Source organism: Serinicoccus chungangensis, from assembly GCF_001483745.1.
Taxonomy (GTDB): domain Bacteria; phylum Actinomycetota; class Actinomycetes; order Actinomycetales; family Dermatophilaceae; genus Ornithinicoccus; species Ornithinicoccus chungangensis_A.
On the sequence record NZ_LQBL01000003.1, the window covers coordinates 158,722 to 174,356 of the forward strand.

The window sequence follows — 15,635 nt, forward strand, 5'->3', positions numbered from 1 at the left end:
CGTGGTGGCGAGACTCGGCATACCTCGTCACATCTGCCACACTGACACCAGCCCGTGTCCACCTGTCCAGCGAAAGGCACCTGACATGCCGTCCACGGTCAAGAAGGTCCTGCACTGGCTGCTGTGGGGCTTCATCATCTACGCGATCATCACCAACCCCGACCGCGCCGCGGACATCGTGCGCGCCGTCTGGGACATCATCTCGCAGGGCTTCCTCAACATCGGCCGGTTCTTCAACCAGCTGATGGGAGTCTGACGCAGAGGGGTCCCCGTGCGCGGACACCTGCCCCCACCCCCGCAGATCAGCCGCCGCGTCGCCAAACGCTACCTGCTGGCGGACGAGCGGGTCGTCGTCTCGACCCGGTGGCACTGGGCCAAGCTCATCGGCCCGGCCGCGGCTGTCCTCGGCGCCCTCTTCCTCACCCTGTGGGTCGCCGCGTCGGTGACCGAAGCCGCCGCGACCGGTATGGCGTTGAGCGTCTTCGCGGTCGTGTGCGCCTGGGCCGGCTGGCAGGTGTTGGAGTGGCGGTGCGAGTGGTTCATCGCGACCGACCGTCGCCTACTCAAGACCTACGGCCTCATCACCCAGCGGGTCGCGATGATGCCGCTGGTCAAGGTGACCGACATGAGCTACGACCGCACCATCCTGGGGCGGATGCTCGGCTACGGCCGTTTCGTCATGGAGTCCGCGGGCCAGGACCAGGCGCTGAGCCACATCGACTACATCCCGCAGCCGGACGAGAAGTACCAGGCGATGTGCGAGACGATCTTCGGCCGCGACGTCCGCGACCCGGGCGAGGACGCCGACCGGTGGGACGAGGACGACGACGACTGGGGCCCGCAGGGGCATGGAGGCGACCGGACCGGGCCGCAACCCCGGGCGACGCCGGCCCGCGAGGGCGAGCGCCGGCAGCACTGGGAGCCGGTCGACCCCGGCGAGCTCCCGGCCGACTGGGAGTGGGAGGGGGAGCCGCGGCGCGCCGCGCCCGCCCGCTCGGGCCGGCGGCGGGTGGCCGTCGACCCTGATCCGACACCGCTGCGCTGACCGCTCGGCAGCGCGAGGTGGCGCCGACCCCAACCGACCGCACCCTCGGCCGGCGCACCCTCACCTCCCCGCGGGCACCTCGAGCACGAACCTCTCCCCCTGCGGGCGGAAGCCGATCCGCTCGTAGTAGGGACTCCGCATACCCGCAGGTGAGAGCACGCGGGTGAAGCCGCGCCGGGCGAACAACCCCGACTCGCGGTAGACGAACTCCCCCGGCGAGAAGTCACGGTGGCTCGGCGTCACCCAGTCGAGCACGATCTCGGCGGTGCCCTCCCCCGCGTCGCGCGCCAGCACCACCCCGACCGTCTCGTCGCCCTGCAGCACGAGGAAGGCCGAGTGCTCGGCGGCCGGGTCGTGCGCGAAGCCCGGGTTGTAGCGCGCGATGTCCTCGCCGTGCACGCCGAGCACGTGGCCGAGGTAGCGGTCGTCCGGCTCGACCTCCAGCACGGTGTAGGCGTCGGCGTCGTGCCGGGTGCGCAGCATCCGCCAGAGGTACACGACGTTGATGATCGCGAGGACCACGTTGAGCCCCACCATGGGCCAGACGCCGACGACCGCGTTGTAGCCGATGAGCACGATGCAGCCGACCAGGTTGATCCAGCGCAGCCGCAGGACGCGCGTCTGCAGCAGGGAGACCACCAGGATGGCGGACCCGACCCACCCGAGCACCTCGATCCAGTTCATGGAGGCAGAGTAGGGCCAGCGGCGCGGCATACCTAGAATCTGCTCCTATGGCAGTCCGTCCCATCACCGTCATCGGCCACAAGGCCCTCCATGCTCCGACCAAGAAGGTCCGCGAGATCACCGACGAGGTGCGCACCCTCGTCGACGACATGTTCGACACCATGGCGGCTGCCGAGGGCGTCGGCCTGGCGGCGAACCAGGTCGGGGTGCGCCTACGTCTCTTCGTGTATGACTGCCCTGTCCCCGGGAAGGACAACGCGCGCGGCGTCGTCGTGAACCCGGTCCTGGAGCGGCTCGGCACGCCGAGCCCGCTGGACCAGGAGGAGGACGGCGAGGGGTGCCTGTCGGTGCCGGGCGAGTGGTTCCCCCTGGCCCGCCACCCCCGCGCCCGGGTCACCGGGACCGACCTCGACGGCAACGAGGTCGTCGTCGAGGGCGAGGGCCTGCTCGCCCGCTGCCTGCAGCACGAGACCGATCACCTGGACGGCTACCTCTACGTCGACAAGCTCACCGGCCCGGTCAAGGCGGAGGCGCGCGAGGCCCTCAAGGACCGCGGCTGGCTGGCCGACGGCATCGTCAAGTGGGACCCCTCCTCCACCACCGCCGACGAGGTCTGAGGTCCTCGGCGCCCCGGCACCGACACGCGGGACCTGGACCCACCTGAGCAAGCCCACGTTGCTCTTGGCGAACCTGGGCAAGGTGAGTCCCCTCGCCACACCATGGCCGTGGTGTAGCGAGCGGACCAGGCTTGCTCAGGTCTCCACGGAAGCCAGGGCAGGCTCGGCAGATGTCGGCGCAGCCACGCCCCGCTCAGCCACGCCCGGCTGGGCTGGGGCGGCACCCTCGGGCCGAGGCTCAGTCAGCCGCAGCAGCACCTCGGCGATGCGCCCGCGACAGCCACCGCAGCCGGTCCCGGCACGGGTGGCGCGACCGACGCACTCGACCGTGCTCGCCCCGTCGGCCACCGCACGCTCGACCCCGCCGATGCTGACGCCATTGCACCAGCACACGGTCGCGGCGTCGTGGCCCGTCTGCGCCCCGACGTCCTGCCCCTCGCGGTCCAGGTGGAGGACCGTGGCGGGGTCAGCCGGCAGCGAGGAGCCGCGCTCGAGCAGCAGGGTGAGCTCGGCCCCGGCCCGCGGTGCGCCCACGGCGACGAATCCGTCGAGGACACCACCGCGGCTCACCGCACGGACGTAGCGCCCGCGAGTGGGGTCCAACCACTGGGCGACCTCGCGCCCACCGCTGTCCCACGGGTCCGCATCGACCACGCCACCGGCGACCAGGTCCACGCCCCGCGCCTTGAGCATGACCACGGGTGCGCGAGGTGCGGCGGGCTGCTGGCCGAGCTCCTCATCCCCCCGGGCCTGAGCGACCAGCCTCGCCGCCAGTGCCTCGGCCTGCCGCCACCCCGGGGCGATGAGGCCAGCCGGGGCGCCGCCCACCCGCCCGTCCGACCCCGCGCTGTCGGCCGGAGCGACGTGGGCACAGTCGCCGATGGCGAAGATGTCGGGGTCGGCCCAGGTCCGCAGATCGGGCTCCACCAGGATCCCGAACTCGGTGTCCAGTCCGGCTCGGTGCGCCAGCTCGATGCGAGGCCGAACCCCGCACGACACCACCAGCAGGTCTCCGCCGACAAAGGTTCCGTCGGCGCAGACCAGCCCCCGGAACTGCGCTCCCCGCCCCGTCTGCCGCACGCTCACGGACTCGGCCACCGCATGGGGTATGACGTCCACGCCCGCCATGCGCGCGGCGCGGGCCAGCATCAGGCCCCCGTCCCGGTCGAGCGCTCCCGCCATCGGCGTCTCGCCGGGGTGCACGATGCTGACGGCGGCGCCCTCATCCCGCGCGGCGAGCGCGATCTCCATACCGAGCACACCGGCGCCCAGCACCACGAGCCGACCGCCGGCACGCAGGCCTGCCTTCAACGCCTCGGCATCGCCCAGGTCGCGGAGCGCGAGGACGCCGCTCGGCCGACGGGAGGCGCCGCGGTCCAGGGCTGCTGGATCGCGTGACGGCGGGGCATCGGGTGCCCGGCCGACCAGCTCCAGCCCGGCCAGGCGGGGGATGTTGGGCCGTGACCCGGTGGCGAGCACGAGCCGGTCGTAGGGCACGTCCGCGCCGATGCTCGTCCGCACGCACTGGCGGTCGCGGTCGATCGACACGGCGACCTCGGCGGTGCGGATCCGGACACCTGCCGCCCTCGCGGCCGGGGTGTCGGTGATCTCCAGCCCGTCCCGGTCGGCCCGACCGACGGCATACTCACCGATGAGGACCCTGTTGTAGGCGTCCTCGTCCTCCGCGCCCACGACGGTGAGCTCCAGCTCACCGCCGGCCACCCCGGGCAGGAGGTGCTCGACCAACCGAGCACCGACGGGGCCGTAGCCGATGAGGACCACGCGGACGGGACGGTCGCTGCGGACGCTGCTGGTACTGCTTCTCATCGCAGGATCTCCTGTCGGACGGGCGCGCTCGAGTCGTCGTGGGTGCGTCGAGGATCGTCCGCGGCGTCGTCGGCGGCACCCACCGTGACGAGCGTGCGCTTGAACTCGGGCATGCCGGAGATCGGGTCGGCAACGGCCTCGGTGAGCAGGTTGGCGCACTCCTCGCCCCCGAAGTGGAAGGGTAGGAAGACCGTGTCGAGCCGCATTCCGGGAGCCAGTGCGAGGTGTGCTCGCACGGTGCCGCGCGCGTTGCTGATGATCACGCCGTCCCCCTCACCCAGTCCGAGGCGGGAGGCGGTCGCCGGATGCAGCTCGGCCACCAGCCGTGGCTGGGCCGCGAGGAGCTCTGGGACCCGCCGGGTCTGCGCGCCGGACTGGTAGTGCTCGAGCAGCCGACCCGTGACCAGCGTCAGCTCGCCGTCGCGCTGCCCGAGAGGCTCTCGCAGCCGGGCCGTCACCGGCACGATCCGGGCGCGCCCCCCGGGCCGGGGGAAGCTCTCACCGAAGAGCCTCGGGGTGCCGATCACGACGTCGCCACCGCGGGGCACCCCGACGAGCTCGTCGGTCGCGGCCTCGGCGGGGCACGGCCAGTAGGCCGCCACCCCGCTGTCCAGCAGCGCGTGCGTGAGCCCCGAGTAGTCGGCGATCCCCCCGGCCGAGGCGCGGGCCAGCTCGTCGAAGACGGTCGCCGGGTCGGTGCTCCACCTCCCCGGCGCGCCGAGACGGTGCGCGAGCTCGGCGATGACGTCGAGGTCGCTGCGCGCCTCCCCCACCGGTGGCACCACGGCCCGACGCCGCAGGACCCGCCCCTCGATCGAGGTCATGGTCCCCTCCTCCTCCGCCCACTGGGTCACCGGGAGGACGACGTCGGCGAGCGCGGCGGTTTCCGAGAGCACGACGTCGCTGACGACGAGCAGTTCCAGGGTCGCAAGTGCGGCGCGGACCGCCCCGGCATCCGGCGCGCTCACCACGACGTTCGACCCGTGCACGAGGAGCCCGCGGACCCCGGCCGGGCGGCCGATCGAGCTCAGCAGCTCCACCGCTGGCAGCCCTGGACCGGGCAGGTCGGCGGCCTCCACGCCCCAGACCGCCGCCACGTGCTCCCTCGCCGCCGGGTCGCTGATCGACCGGTAACCTGGCAGCTGGTCAGCCTTCTGCCCGTGCTCCCGGCCGCCCTGGCCGTTGCCCTGCCCGGTCAGCGTGCCGTAGCCCGAACCCGCCCTCCCGACCAGGCCGAGCACCAGCGCCAGGTTGATCGCGGCCGTCACCGTGTCGGTGCCGTCGACGTGCTGCTCCACCCCACGCCCGGTGATGACGTAGACCCCGTCGCCGCCGGCGAGGCGGCCCGCCACCTGGGTCAGTGTGGCGACCGGCACACCGGTGACCTGCTGCACCCGCTGCGGCCACCAGGCGCTCACGCTCCGCCGCAGCGATTCCAGCCCGCCTGGGTCGGTCCGTTGCTCCAGGTAGGCCGTGTCCGCCCACCCCTGCGCGAGCACGAGGTGGGTGAGGCCGAGCAGCAGCGGCAGGTCGGTGCCGGGCGTGGGGGCAACATGGATGCCTGCGCCCTGCTCGGTGAGGTGCGCGGTTTGCGAGCGTCGCGGGTCGACGACGATCAGCCCACCACGCTCGCGGACGCCCTGGAGGTGGGAGAGCAGCGGCGGCATGGTGGCGGCCGGGTTGGAGCCCAGCAGCAGAACCGTGCTCGCGTCGTCGAGGTCCGTGACCGGGAAGGGCAGCCCTCGGTCCACCCCGAAGGCGCGGTTGCCCGCGGCCGCCGCAGAGGACATGCAGAACCGCCCGTTGTAGTCGATCCTGCTGGTGCGCAGGGCGATCCGGGCGAACTTGCCGAGCTGATAGGCCTTCTCGTTGGTGAGGCCACCCCCGCCGAAGACGCCGATCGCCTCCGGCCCGTGCTCGGCCTGCAGGCCCTCGAGTCGGCTCGCGACCACGTCGAGGGCCTGGCCCCAGGTGGTCGGCACCAGGTCTCCGCGGTCGTCCCGGACCAGAGGCCGGGTGAGTCGGTCCCCGACCGTCAGGACTTCCGCCGCGGTCCATCCCTTGCGGCACAGACCGCCGCGGTTGGTCGGGAAGTCGCGGCCCTGCACGTGCACTGCAGTCCCGCCCGGACCCGCGGCGGTGCGGGTCAGTCGCATCCCGCACTGCAACGCGCAGTAGGGGCAGTGGGTCTCCACGCTCACAGCGCCTCCTTGTCCTGCTCGGACGTAGATCTGATGTGCAGGTCGACGGGCCGACACGGCCCGCTTCAGATGCGGACCCCGGTCCGCCGTCCGAGGGTCAGGTAGACCGCCCCGGTCACGGCGAGGATCACGACATACACCGCCACGAACCACAGCAGACCGACCTCGTAGGTGCCGTAGGCGATCTGCGAGCGACCCAGGGCCTGCGGAATGAGGAACCCGCCGTAGGCGCCGATGGCCGAGATGAGGCCGAGGGCGGCCGAGGCTGCCCGCTGCGCGCTGACATCGCCCGAGCGCAGGTGCGCGTCGGCGACACCAGCCCGCAGGGCGAAGATGGTCGGGACCATGCGGTAGGTCGAGCCGTTGCCGACCCCTGCGGCGGCGAAGAGCACCAGGAACACTCCCAGGAAGACCCAGAAGTTGCCCAGGTCGATGGTCGCTCCCACCCCGAGGGCGCCGAGCGCCATCACGAACAGGGCGACCATGGTGACGACCGTCCCCCCGAAGCGGTCGGCCAGCCGGCCGCCGTAGGGCCGGGACAGCGATCCCACCAACGCACCGAGGAAGGCCAGGGACAGCGTCGCCGAGCCGACCTGGAAGGTCGAGTAGGTGGGGAAGGAGTCGGCGATCAGCTTGGGGAAGACGCCGGCGAAGCCGATGAACGAGCCAAAGGTCGCGACGTAGAGCAGCGCCATGATCCACAGGTGCGGCTCGCGCAGCACCGACAGCACGGCGGTGACGTCTGCCCGGGCGTGGGTGAGGTTGTCCATCCGCAGCGCTGCACCGACGACGGCGATGAGGATGAGCGGCACCCAGATCCAACCTGCGAGCGGAAGGCGCAGCGCGCTGGCCGCACCGATGGTGACCACGATCGGCACGAGGAGCTGGGCGACGGCGGCGCCGATGTTGCCCCCGGCAGCGTTCAGGCCGAGCGCCCACCCCTTCTCCCGCTGGGGGTAGAAGAAGGAGATGTTGGCCATCGAGCTGGCGAAGTTGCCTCCACCGACACCGGCGAGGGCGGCGATGATCAGCAGGACGGCGAAGGGGGTGTCCGGTCGGTCCAAGACCAGCGCCAGTCCGAGGGTCGGCGCCAGCAGCAGAGCGGCGGAGATGATGGTCCAGTTCCGACCACCGACCCGGGAGACCATGAACGTGTAGGGGATGCGCAGGGTCGCTCCCACCAGCGCCGGTACCGAGATCAGCCAGAACACCTGAGCCGTGGTGAGGTCGAAGCCCGCCGCGGGCAGCAGGACGACGACGATCGACCACAGCTGCCACACGCAGAAGCCCAGGAACTCGGCGAAGATCGACCAGCGCAGGTTGCGGGTCGCCACGCCACGCCCGTGCGCGACCCACTGGTCCCGGTCCTCGGGATCCCAGCCCTCGATCCAGCGGCCCGGGTGGTGGGTGAGCGGCGCTCCCGATGCGACGGGGTATGGCGTGGTCGCGGTCCCGACGCCTGCGTCCGGCCCGTCGGGGGTCAGGGTGGTGGTCATCGTCTCAGCCCTTTCCGGGAGCGAGCTCGATCAGGCCATCGACCTCGCGCACGGCCCAGACCGGCAGGCGCAGGTCGGTCCGGGTGAGGCAGTCGCCGGTCGAGAGGTCGAAGACGTCCTTGTGCAGGGGGGAGGCGATGGTGGGGCACCCGCTGCGGGAGCCGACGATGCCGCGGGAGATCACGGCGGCGCCGGTGGCGGGGTCGAGGTTGGACACGGCATACACCCGGCCGGCGCAGCCGACCTGCTCCACGACGAGGAACAACGCCACCTGGGTGTCGCCGAGCAGAGCGGCCTCGCCCCAGCCCGGTGCGAGCTGGTCGCGGCGACAGACGGGCGTCCAGAGATCTGTGGATGAACAGCGGGTGGAGGTCACGGTCACGATCGGGCCTTTCGTCGGCGGTGGCACGACGTTAGGGCGGCGATGTTTCGGGAGAGGACGCGTTGTCGCACAGCCCTGTTTCGGCTTCCTCACGCACGCTCCGCGCCGGGTGAGGATCCGGTCACCTGGCGTTACACCGCGGAAACATCGTGGACACCTCGGCTAGCTAGCGTCCATGTGGTCAGCTCGAGCTCACCTAGAGGAGCAGCCATGACCACAGCGCCGCACACCCGACCCCGGCACGTGGTGGTCGTCGGAGGCGGCCCCGCCGCACACCGCGTCACCGAGTCCCTCACCGCCCGCCACGGCGGTGCACCGAGCCCGCTGCGGGTGACCGTCCTCGCCGAGGAGGTCCACCGGCCCTACGACCGGGTCGCGCTCTCGCGACGCCTCGACGGCCGGGCCGACCTCACCCTGGCCCCGCAGGTGTGGGACCACCCGGCGGTCCACCTGCGCACCGGTGCCCGCGTCGTCGCTCTCGACCCGGCGACCCGGACGCTCACGCTCGAGGTCGCCGGGGCGCGGGAGCAGCTGGGCTACGACGAGCTGGTGCTGGCGACCGGGTCCACCCCGTTCGTCCCGCCGGTGATCCATCACGAGGCGGCGCGCGTGTACCGCACGGTCGAGGACGTCGACGGGCTCGTCGCGGAGATCGCCGCGGTGGCGGCGACGCACGGTCGACCGGCCAAGGTGCTGGTCATCGGGGGTGGTCTGCTCGGGCTGGAGGCTGCCGGCGGCGCGGCGCGGCTGGGTGCGCAGGTGGCGGTGGTCGACCTCGGTGGGTGGCTGATGGGCACCCAGCTGGACGAGGGTGCAGGGCAGGCCCTGGGTCGCCTGATCGGTGACACCGGCATCGAGCTCCACCTGGGCACGGCCCCTGAGGAGGTGCTGCTCGAGGAAGGGCGGGTCGTCGGTGTCCGCCTGGTCGACGGCCGGGCCCTGCCCGCCGATATCGTCGTCTTCTCGGTCGGCATCCGGCCCCGCGACGAGCTGGCCCGGGCTGCGGGCCTGGCCCTGGGTGAGCGCGGCGGCGTGGCGGTGGACGACCGGTGCGCCGCCAGCGCCGACCACGTCTGGGCGATCGGGGAGGTGGCGGCGATCGGGGGCCGCTGCATCGGCCTGGTGGCTCCCGCGAACGCGATGGCTGAGGTGGCCGCCGACCGGATCTGGGGCGGCGAGGCGATCTTCCCCGGAGTCGACGACGCGACCAAGCTCAAACTGGCCGGCATCGAGGTCGCGAGCTTCGGTGATGCCTTCGGTCGGGCCGATGGCTCTTTGGAGATCGTGTATGCCGATCCCGCCCGGGGCCTCTACCAGAAGATCGTGGTCAGTGGGGATGCCCGCACCCTGCTGGGCGGGATGTTCGTCGGGGACGCCTCGCCCTACACCGCGCTGCGCCCCCTGCTCGGGCGCGAGCTCGGAGCCGAACCGGCGGCATACCTGAGTGCGAGCGGAGGTGAGGGGGCACCGACCACCGACCTGCCGGACGACGCCGTGGTCTGCTCGTGCAACAACGTGAGCGCCGGTGCCATCAAGGAACTGATCTGTGGGGAACGGGACGAGCCGTGCACCGACCTGACGCGCCTCAAGGCCTGCTCACGCGCCGGGACGCAGTGCGGCTCGTGCACCCCACTGGTCAAGAAGATCCTGGAGGCCGAGCTCACCCGGGCCGGGGTCGAGGTGTCGCGCGCCCTGTGCGAGCACGTCTCGATCAGCCGTGCAGAGCTGTTCGAGTCTGTCCGGATCCTGGGTCTGCGCACGGCAGAGGAGGTGCTGGCCCGCTTCGCGACGGGGCTCGGGTGCGACATCTGCAAGCCCGTGATCGCCTCGATCCTGGCCACCCAGACCGGCGAATACATCCTCGACGGCGGGTCCGGCCCGCTGCAGGACACCAACGACCGGGCTCTGGCCAACATGCAGAAGGACGGCACCTACTCCGTCGTCCCGCGCATCCCGGCCGGCGAGATCACCCCGGCACGGCTCAAGGTGATCGCCGAGGTGGCAGAGGACTTCGGGCTCTACACCAAGATCACCGGCGGCCAGCGGATCGACCTCTTCGGTGCCCGGCTCGAGCAGCTGCCGCTGATCTGGCGACGGTTGGTCGACGCGGGGATGGAGTCGGGCCACGCCTACGGCAAGAGCCTGCGGACGGTGAAGTCGTGCGTCGGGTCCACCTGGTGCCGCTACGGCGTGCAGGACTCGGTGGCGATGGCGATCTTCCTCGAGGAGCGTTATCGCGGGCTGCGCTCGCCGCACAAGCTCAAGCTCGGCGTCTCCGGCTGTGCCCGCGAGTGCGCGGAGGCGCGCTCGAAGGACGTCGGCGTGATCGCCACCGAGCAGGGGTGGAACCTCTACGTCGGGGGCAACGGTGGCTTCCAGCCGGCCCACGCGCAGCTCCTCGCCGCCGACCTCGACGACGACACCCTGGTGCGTTTCATCGACCGCTACCTCATGTTCTACGTGCGCACAGCCGATCGGCTCCAGCGGACGGCGCGCTGGCAGGAGGAGCTGGAGGGCGGGCTGGATCACGTCCGCGACGTAGTCTGCGAGGACTCGCTCGGGCTGGCCGCCGAGCTGGAGGAGTCGATGGCCCGCCACGTCGAGGCGTATCGCGACGAGTGGGCGGCCACCCTCGAGGACCCGGTGCGACTGGGCCGGTTCCGCTCGTTCGTCAATGCTCCCGGCCAGCCCGACCCGGAGGTGCTCATGGTCGGCGAGCGCGGCCAGCAGCGCCCGGCGACCCAGGAGGAGCGGGCCCTGCTCATCGCGGGCGCGCGGTTGCCCGTTCGCACGTCGCAGCCTCCTGGGGGTATGGGCTGATGTGGGCAGACCTTGAGCTCGACGGTCTCGACGTGCTCGTGGTGGGAAGCGCCCAGGGGACCCGCAGGGTGCGTGCCCGCGTCGAACACGCCGGTGGCCGCGTGATGCTGGTCGGCGCGGCGCAGGCGCTCGAGTTGCTGTCCGCCTCGGATCGGGCGGTCGGCCTGGTCGTCTGGGTCGAGGGACCTGAGTCGGCCCGCGCCGAGGGGCGAGCCCTCGCCCGCATCCGGCGACTCCCCGTCACCTGCGCACCGGCGGCCACCACCACGGGCACCGTCACCCTGGTCGGTGGCGGCCCGGGGCGCACCGACCTGCTCACCCTCGCCGGCCAGGCCGCGCTGGCCGACGCCGACGTCGTGCTCTTCGACCGGCTGGGCCCTCAGGAGTCGTTGGCCGACCTCGCGCCCGGGGCGAGGCTGATCGACGTCGGCAAGGCACCGGGGCACCACCCGATCCCCCAGCCCGAGATCGAGGCGATGCTGATCGAGCACGCCCGCGCGGGTGCTCACGTCGTGCGGCTCAAGGGCGGCGACCCCTTCGTGTTCGGTCGCGGCTCGGAGGAGGTCCGTGCCTGCGCGCGCGCCGGCGTTCCCGTGACCGTGGTCCCAGGGGTGAGCAGCGCTATCGCCGTCCCCGGGGCTGCGGGGATCCCGGTCACCCACCGCGGCCTCAGCCGAAGCCTCACGATCGTGTCGGGTCACGTGCCCTTCGAGCCGCAGGAGTATGCCCACCTCCATGGGGTCGGCGGCACGCTCGTCATCCTCATGGGCGTCAACACCCTGATCCAGGTGTGCACCGGCCTGCTCCGCGCCGGGATGCCACCGGACGTCCCGCTGGCGCTGGTCGAGCGCGGCTTCCTGCCCGGCCAGCGCACCACCGTCACGACGGTGGCCGAGGTGGTCCGCCGCGGTGGTATGCAGCACGCGACCTCCCCTGCGGTCGTCGTCATCGGCGCCGTGGTCGCTCTCGCCGAGAGCTCCGTCTGGGAGGACCTTGCCCGCACCGTCGAGGGGGCCGCATGACCCCGACGGTCGCGCGCGTCGCCCAGCTGGCCGGCTTCCGGGTGGGGCTGACCAATGACCGACGGGCCGCGGAGTACATCGCCGCGTTCGAGCGCCGCGGGGCGGAGGTGGTGCACGCTCCGACGATCCAGACCGGCACCGGTGACGACGGCGGGGTCGTGGCCGAGACGAGGGCCATCATCGCCGCCGGACCCGACATCGTGCTCGCGAACACCGGCTACGGCATTCGCCGGTGGTGGGAGCTGGCCGACGAGGAAGGGCTCCAGGAGGACCTGACGCACGCGCTCGCCCGTAGCCAGATCTGGGTGCGCGGTCCCAAGGCTCGCGGTGCGCTGCGCGCGGTGGGGTTGGAGGACCAGGGCATGGGCGAGACCGAGACGATGGCGTCCCTGGTGGACCGCGTGCTGGAACGGACGGTGACAGGGGCTGTCGTGGCGGTGCAGCATCCTGGCTACCTGGACGAGGAGGCGACGCAGCGATTGCGCGCCGCAGGAGCCACGGTCCTGCCGATCTCGCCGTACCGGTGGAAGCCCCACCCCGACACCGCGGCGGTCGTCCGTCTCGCCGACGCCGTGTGCAGCCGCACGGTGGACGCCCTGACCTTCACCAGCGCGCCGGCGGTCGAGGCCTTCTTCGCGGCCGCTGCCCGGGCGGGGTTGGGGGAGCAGGTGCAGGAAGCCCTGCGATCCGACGTCGTCGCCGCCTCTGTCGGGCCGGTCACCGCCGCGCCCCTGCTCGAGGCCGGGGTGACTCCGCTCGTGCCAGACCGCTTCCGGACCGGAGCGCTGATCAAGCTGCTGAGCGACCACCTGGAGTCGACACAGGTGCTGCGCCTCGACACCGAGGTAGGCCCTGTTGAGCTGCGTGGTCAGCAGATCCAGGTGGATGGCCGGTACGTCACCCTGACCCCCCATCAGCGAGCGCTCGTCCGGGTGCTGATCGAAGCCGACGGCCGCACGCTCTCCCGCGCCGAGATCGGGGCCGCCCTCCCGGAGCCGCTGGATGCCCCGGCGGTGGACATGGCTGTGAGCCGTGTCCGACGCGCGCTGCCGACTCCCGGCCTGGTGCGGACGGTGGTCAAGCGGGGTTACCGCATACCCGTCCTGTGACACGGACCGCGCGCGGGGTATCCCGCGTCGACCTAGGGTGGCGCCATGGACGTGCGCAGTCGCATCGGGCGGCGAACCCTGCTCGCGATGACCGGAACCGTGCCGCTGGCCGCGTGTGCCGGATCCGCCTCCACCCCACGCGACACCGAGGTCGGCTCGCCACGCACCCCGGATCAGGACAGCGCGACCGGCTCGGTCGACGCGAGCGCGGTCGGAAAGGTCTCCTACGGCGACGACCCGTCGCAGTGGGCCGAGCTCCGGCGGCCTGAGGGTGAGACCCGGGGCACGGTTGTCGTCATCCACGGCGGCTTCTGGCGCGAGGCCTACGGCGCCGAGCTCGGTGAGCCGCTGGCCGCCGACCTCGTGGAGCGCGGGTGGACCACGCTCAACATGGAGTACCGCCGGGTCGGCAACGGCGGCGGGCTCCCCCAGACCTTCGACGACGTGCACTCCGCCCTCGAGCTCGTCGACACCGCCGGGCCCGTGGTGACCCTCGGGCACTCGGCGGGTGGTCACCTGGCCGCCTGGGCGGCCGGGCGCCTGCGCGGCAGCGCGTGGCCGGGCCGGGTCGAGGTCACCCACGTGCTCTCCCAGGCGGGCGTGCTCGACCTGCGATCGGCCTACCGTGAGCGCCTCGGGTCGGGCGCCGTCGACGACCTGCTCGGGTTCGGCCCGGAGGACCCCCGCTTCGCCTCCGTCGACCCCGCACAGCAGCTGCCCATCGAGGCGAGCGTCTGGGCGCTGCACGCCCCGGACGACCAGCAGGTGCCGATCCAGCAGTCGGAGGACTACGTCGCGGCCGCCCGCGGGTCCGGCACCCGGGCCGAGCTGGTCGAGGTCACCGGCGGGCACTTCGACCTCATCGACGTCACCACCAGCGCGTGGGAGCGGGTCGTCGAGATCCTCGACGGCATCAGCCCGCCGCTGAGCTAGCAGTCACGCCCCCGCCGGCGCGGCGCCATACGGGAGGGAAGAGAGCAACCATCCGCGACGCCCGGTCGAGACGCGCGACTCGCCCATGCCTACTCCATGTCCTCCAGCTCCCGGCCGTTGGTCTCCGGCACGAACTTCATGACGAACAGGAAGCTGAGCAGGGCGCACAGGGTGTAGAAGCCGTAGGCGAAGCCCAGCCCCAGCTCGGCCATGCGCGGGAAGCTCGTGGAGATGGCGAAGTTCGCCAGCCACTGCGCGGCCGCCGCGACACCGAGCGCCGTCGCGCGGATCTTGTTGTTGAACATCTCGCCGAGCAGCACCCAGACGCCCGGTCCCCACGACATACCGAAGAAGACGACGAAGCCGTTGGCCGCGATGAGGGCGATGAGCCCGGTGCTGTCCCCCAGCTCGGGAGACCCGTTGACCACCGGCGCGTTGGCGAAGATCCACGCCATCGTCCCGAGCGAGACGAACATCCCCGCCGAGCCCACCATGAGCAGCACCCGCCGACCGATCTTGTCGATGAGCGCGATGGCCACGATCGTCACGACGATGTTGGTCACCGAGGTGATGACGGTCTGGGTGAGCGCGTCCTCCTCGGTGAAGCCGACCGCCTGCCACAGCGTCGAGGAGTAGTAGAAGATGACGTTGATCCCGACGAACTGCTGGAAGACCGAGAGCCCGATGCCGATCCAGACGATCGGGAGCAGCCCGCCGCCGGACTTCATGAGGTCGGTCAGCGACGCCTTGGCCTCACGCCGCACGGTGCGCTGGATCTCGGTGATGCGGTCGGCGATGCCGCGCATCATCACCCGCCCCAGGACCTCGCGGGCCTCGTCCACCCGACCCAGGGTGACGAGGTAACGCGGTGACTCGGGGATCGTCGTGGCCAGCACGCCGTAGGCGACCGCCGGGATGATCTCGGCCCAGAACATCCAGCGCCACGCGGTGCTGCCCCAGAGCGCCTCGCTGGAGCCGCCGGCCACGCCCGCGAGGAAGTAGTCGGAGAGCAGGGCGATGAAGATGCCGGAGACGATGGCCAGCTGCTGCAGCGACCCCAGCCGCCCGCGGATCGAGGCGGGGGCGATCTCGGCGATGTAGGCCGGCGCGATGACCGACGCGGCGCCCACGCCGATGCCGCCGATGACGCGCCAGAGGATCATGTCGACCGGCCCGAAGGCGAAGCCCGATCCGATGGCCGAGATGGTGAACAGCGCCGAGGCCAGCATCATGACCCGGATGCGGCCGATGCGCTCGGCCAGGCGCCCGGCGGCATACGCCCCGAGCATGCACCCCAGCAGGGCAGAGCTGACGACGAAGCCGGTGAGGCCGGCCCCCATCCCGAATTCGTCCCGGATGGCGTTCACCGCGCCGTTGATGACCGCGGTGTCGAAGCCGAAGAGGAAGCCCCCCAGCGCGGCCACCGAGGCCAGCAGGATCGCCTTCCCGAGATAGTAGTCCCGCTCCCCGACCTGCACCTGTGACCGCTCGTTCATGTC

13 protein-coding genes are annotated in these 15,635 nt (G+C 72.0%); 7 read left to right on the forward strand and 6 right to left on the reverse strand.

The genetic code is table 11. The features are described 5' to 3' along the window. Positions 1-85 precede the first annotated feature (85 nt). Together AVL62_RS17455 and AVL62_RS16835 are read left to right on the forward strand one after the other, a co-directional pair. On the forward strand, positions 86-256 hold the full coding sequence (locus tag AVL62_RS17455; RefSeq protein ID WP_010149125.1) for a hypothetical protein: 171 nt from the start codon (positions 86-88) through the stop codon (positions 254-256). A gap of 15 nt (positions 257-271) precedes the next feature. Beyond that, positions 272-1,045, forward strand: a complete 774-nt coding sequence (locus tag AVL62_RS16835; protein ID WP_201023173.1) for a PH domain-containing protein — start codon at positions 272-274, stop codon at positions 1,043-1,045. Positions 1,046-1,105: 60 nt separating this feature from the next. Here the strand turns inward: AVL62_RS16835 and AVL62_RS02420 are convergent, their stop codons facing one another. Further along, positions 1,106-1,729 carry a YgjV family protein gene (locus tag AVL62_RS02420; RefSeq protein WP_058890177.1) on the reverse strand — a complete coding sequence of 208 codons (624 nt, stop codon included), beginning with the start codon at positions 1,727-1,729 and terminating at the stop codon, positions 1,106-1,108. 47 nt (positions 1,730-1,776) lie between these two features. On the opposite strand from AVL62_RS02420, the gene def reads away from it, so the two are divergent. Then, entirely contained in the window at positions 1,777-2,346 is a 570-nt protein-coding gene (def, locus tag AVL62_RS02425; RefSeq protein ID WP_058890088.1) for a peptide deformylase, read from the forward strand. A 135-nt stretch (positions 2,347-2,481) separates the two neighbouring features. On the opposite strand, the gene AVL62_RS02430 is transcribed toward def, so the two are convergent. The 4 genes from AVL62_RS02430 to nirD form a co-directional block, all read right to left on the reverse strand. Beyond that, positions 2,482-4,173 (reverse strand): FAD-dependent oxidoreductase, encoded by a 1,692-nt coding sequence (locus AVL62_RS02430; protein WP_083518601.1) that lies wholly within the window; start codon positions 4,171-4,173, stop codon positions 2,482-2,484. Beyond that, positions 4,170-6,374 (reverse strand): molybdopterin oxidoreductase family protein, encoded by a 2,205-nt coding sequence (locus tag AVL62_RS02435; RefSeq protein ID WP_268793626.1) that lies wholly within the window; start codon positions 6,372-6,374, stop codon positions 4,170-4,172. The genes AVL62_RS02430 and AVL62_RS02435 overlap by 4 nt, the downstream gene beginning before the upstream one ends. A gap of 65 nt (positions 6,375-6,439) precedes the next feature. Continuing rightward, the gene (locus AVL62_RS02440) at positions 6,440-7,870 is read right to left on the reverse strand and encodes an MFS transporter (protein ID WP_058890091.1); all 1,431 of its coding nucleotides are present in this window, start codon (positions 7,868-7,870) and stop codon (positions 6,440-6,442) included. 4 nt (positions 7,871-7,874) lie between these two features. After that, complete coding sequence (nirD, locus tag AVL62_RS02445) at positions 7,875-8,252, reverse strand: nitrite reductase small subunit NirD (RefSeq protein ID WP_235585468.1); 378 nt, start codon at positions 8,250-8,252, stop codon at positions 7,875-7,877. A gap of 210 nt (positions 8,253-8,462) precedes the next feature. On the opposite strand from nirD, the gene nirB reads away from it, so the two are divergent. From nirB to AVL62_RS02465, 4 genes are read left to right on the forward strand one after another with little or no spacing between them, the layout of a single operon-like run. Further along, positions 8,463-11,072, forward strand: coding sequence for a nitrite reductase large subunit NirB (nirB, locus tag AVL62_RS02450; RefSeq protein WP_058890092.1), 2,610 nt, complete (start codon positions 8,463-8,465; stop codon positions 11,070-11,072). Continuing rightward, complete coding sequence (gene cobA, locus AVL62_RS02455) at positions 11,072-12,094, forward strand: uroporphyrinogen-III C-methyltransferase (protein ID WP_058890093.1); 1,023 nt, start codon at positions 11,072-11,074, stop codon at positions 12,092-12,094. Before nirB ends, cobA begins: the two co-directional genes overlap by 1 nt. Further along, on the forward strand, positions 12,091-13,203 hold the full coding sequence (locus tag AVL62_RS02460) for a uroporphyrinogen-III synthase (RefSeq protein ID WP_058890094.1): 1,113 nt from the start codon (positions 12,091-12,093) through the stop codon (positions 13,201-13,203). The genes cobA and AVL62_RS02460 overlap by 4 nt, the downstream gene beginning before the upstream one ends. A 45-nt stretch (positions 13,204-13,248) precedes the next feature. Continuing rightward, positions 13,249-14,136 (forward strand): alpha/beta hydrolase family protein, encoded by an 888-nt coding sequence (locus AVL62_RS02465; protein WP_058890095.1) that lies wholly within the window; start codon positions 13,249-13,251, stop codon positions 14,134-14,136. A gap of 89 nt (positions 14,137-14,225) precedes the next feature. On the opposite strand, the gene AVL62_RS02470 is transcribed toward AVL62_RS02465, so the two are convergent. Next, positions 14,226-15,632, reverse strand: a complete 1,407-nt coding sequence (locus AVL62_RS02470; RefSeq protein WP_058890179.1) for a sugar porter family MFS transporter — start codon at positions 15,630-15,632, stop codon at positions 14,226-14,228. Between the last annotated feature and the right edge of the window lie 3 nt (positions 15,633-15,635).

Coding starts and splice junctions, on each gene's coding strand:
- nirB (WP_058890092.1), top strand. CDS start 8,463: ATGACCACAGCGCCGCACACCCGACCCCGGCACGTGGTGGTCGTCGGA.
- def (WP_058890088.1), top strand. CDS start 1,777: ATGGCAGTCCGTCCCATCACCGTCATCGGCCACAAGGCCCTCCATGCT.
- AVL62_RS17455 (WP_010149125.1), top strand. CDS start 86: ATGCCGTCCACGGTCAAGAAGGTCCTGCACTGGCTGCTGTGGGGCTTC.
- cobA (WP_058890093.1), top strand. CDS start 11,072: ATGTGGGCAGACCTTGAGCTCGACGGTCTCGACGTGCTCGTGGTGGGA.
- AVL62_RS02470 (WP_058890179.1), bottom strand. CDS start 15,632: ATGAACGAGCGGTCACAGGTGCAGGTCGGGGAGCGGGACTACTATCTC.
- AVL62_RS02430 (WP_083518601.1), bottom strand. CDS start 4,173: ATGAGAAGCAGTACCAGCAGCGTCCGCAGCGACCGTCCCGTCCGCGTG.
- AVL62_RS02420 (WP_058890177.1), bottom strand. CDS start 1,729: ATGAACTGGATCGAGGTGCTCGGGTGGGTCGGGTCCGCCATCCTGGTG.
- AVL62_RS02465 (WP_058890095.1), top strand. CDS start 13,249: ATGGACGTGCGCAGTCGCATCGGGCGGCGAACCCTGCTCGCGATGACC.
- AVL62_RS02460 (WP_058890094.1), top strand. CDS start 12,091: ATGACCCCGACGGTCGCGCGCGTCGCCCAGCTGGCCGGCTTCCGGGTG.
- AVL62_RS02440 (WP_058890091.1), bottom strand. CDS start 7,870: ATGACCACCACCCTGACCCCCGACGGGCCGGACGCAGGCGTCGGGACC.